The organism is Salinicola salarius (assembly GCF_003206135.1).
GTDB lineage: Bacteria > Pseudomonadota > Gammaproteobacteria > Pseudomonadales > Halomonadaceae > Salinicola > Salinicola salarius.
The window spans coordinates 1-1132 of the sequence record NZ_PZJT01000037.1; the positions used below are offsets into that span (position 1 = coordinate 1).

The following is a 1132-nucleotide window of genomic DNA, read 5'->3' on the forward strand; positions in this document are numbered from 1 at the left end:
ATCATCGCCTCGACGGCGGGCAAGCCACTGCTCAGCATCAAGGGGGAGAGGTTTTTCTGCTGCAAACTGCGTTTCACCTTTTCGGTAATCGGCATATATTGCAGCAAGTCCATGCTCGGCTCTTCGCTGAAAAGGTCGGCCATGGACTGGAAATCGCCGCGCTCCTTGCGCGTATGATTATCCTGGGGCTTGCGGATCAGTCGCGTCAGGTTGGCCGAGACCGGGTAGACCAGCGGGTTATGGATGCCGTTATCAATCAGGTATTTTTCAACCCGTTCCAGCACTTGTGAGGGATCTTCTCCGCTTTCTGGATCGAACACGTCCATCTTGTTGACCACGAAAATGAAGCGATCCTTGCTCTGCTTGCCGCCCTTGCGCATGGTCTCGGCGACCAGCCCCAGCAGGTTGCGGTCGTCATTGGTGCCCAATTGGCTGGCATTGAGGACATAAAGAATCAGCGGGTTACGCTTAGAATCCTGCACGAAACCCATGGTGGTGCGCTGATGTTCTTCATCCTGGCTGTTGTTCGGGCCGGGGGTATCGGTCAGGACCAGGCGTACCTCGGGGCGCTCCTGGATGGCGACGATATTGCCCTCGATATCGATCCGCTGGGTATCGTCCAGCTTATTCCATTCCTTTAGCAGTTCCAGGTCGGCATTGTCTGCTTCGCCCATCAACTGGCCGCTGTTGTCGTAGCGTTTGACCGTAAAGTGATCGGGCATCCGATCGTTGTCGGTAATGCGGGCGATAGTGGCAGTAGTGGCTTCGTTGGCGGCGGGCAATAGGTCGCGACCGAGCATGGCATTGATCAGGGTCGACTTGCCGGAGGACATGGTGGCGACGACATAAACGTCAAAGTCCCGGTTGAAGGCTTCCTCAATGGATTGTCGGGCTTCGTCGTTTTCTTCGATGAAGCGCTCGAATTCCGGATGTTCGCGCGCTTCATCTATTAGCCCATGGATTTTTTGCAGGCGCTGCTCGGCAGGCTCGGCCTCTACCCATTTCAGTTCCACTTGCATACCGTTGGCGACAGCGGCTTGAGCGGCTTCCTGGATATCCAGAAAGTCCGACTCCACGCCCTTGAAGGTGATATGAAAATTATCGTCACCGTTGAACAGCTCGCTCAACTCGT

1 protein-coding gene is annotated in these 1132 nt (G+C 55.5%); it reads right to left on the reverse strand.

What is annotated here, in order from left to right; genetic code table 11:
• The coding region (locus tag DOM32_RS17630) for a dynamin family protein (protein WP_208625419.1) at positions 1 to 1132 on the reverse strand (1132 nt) is incomplete at both ends.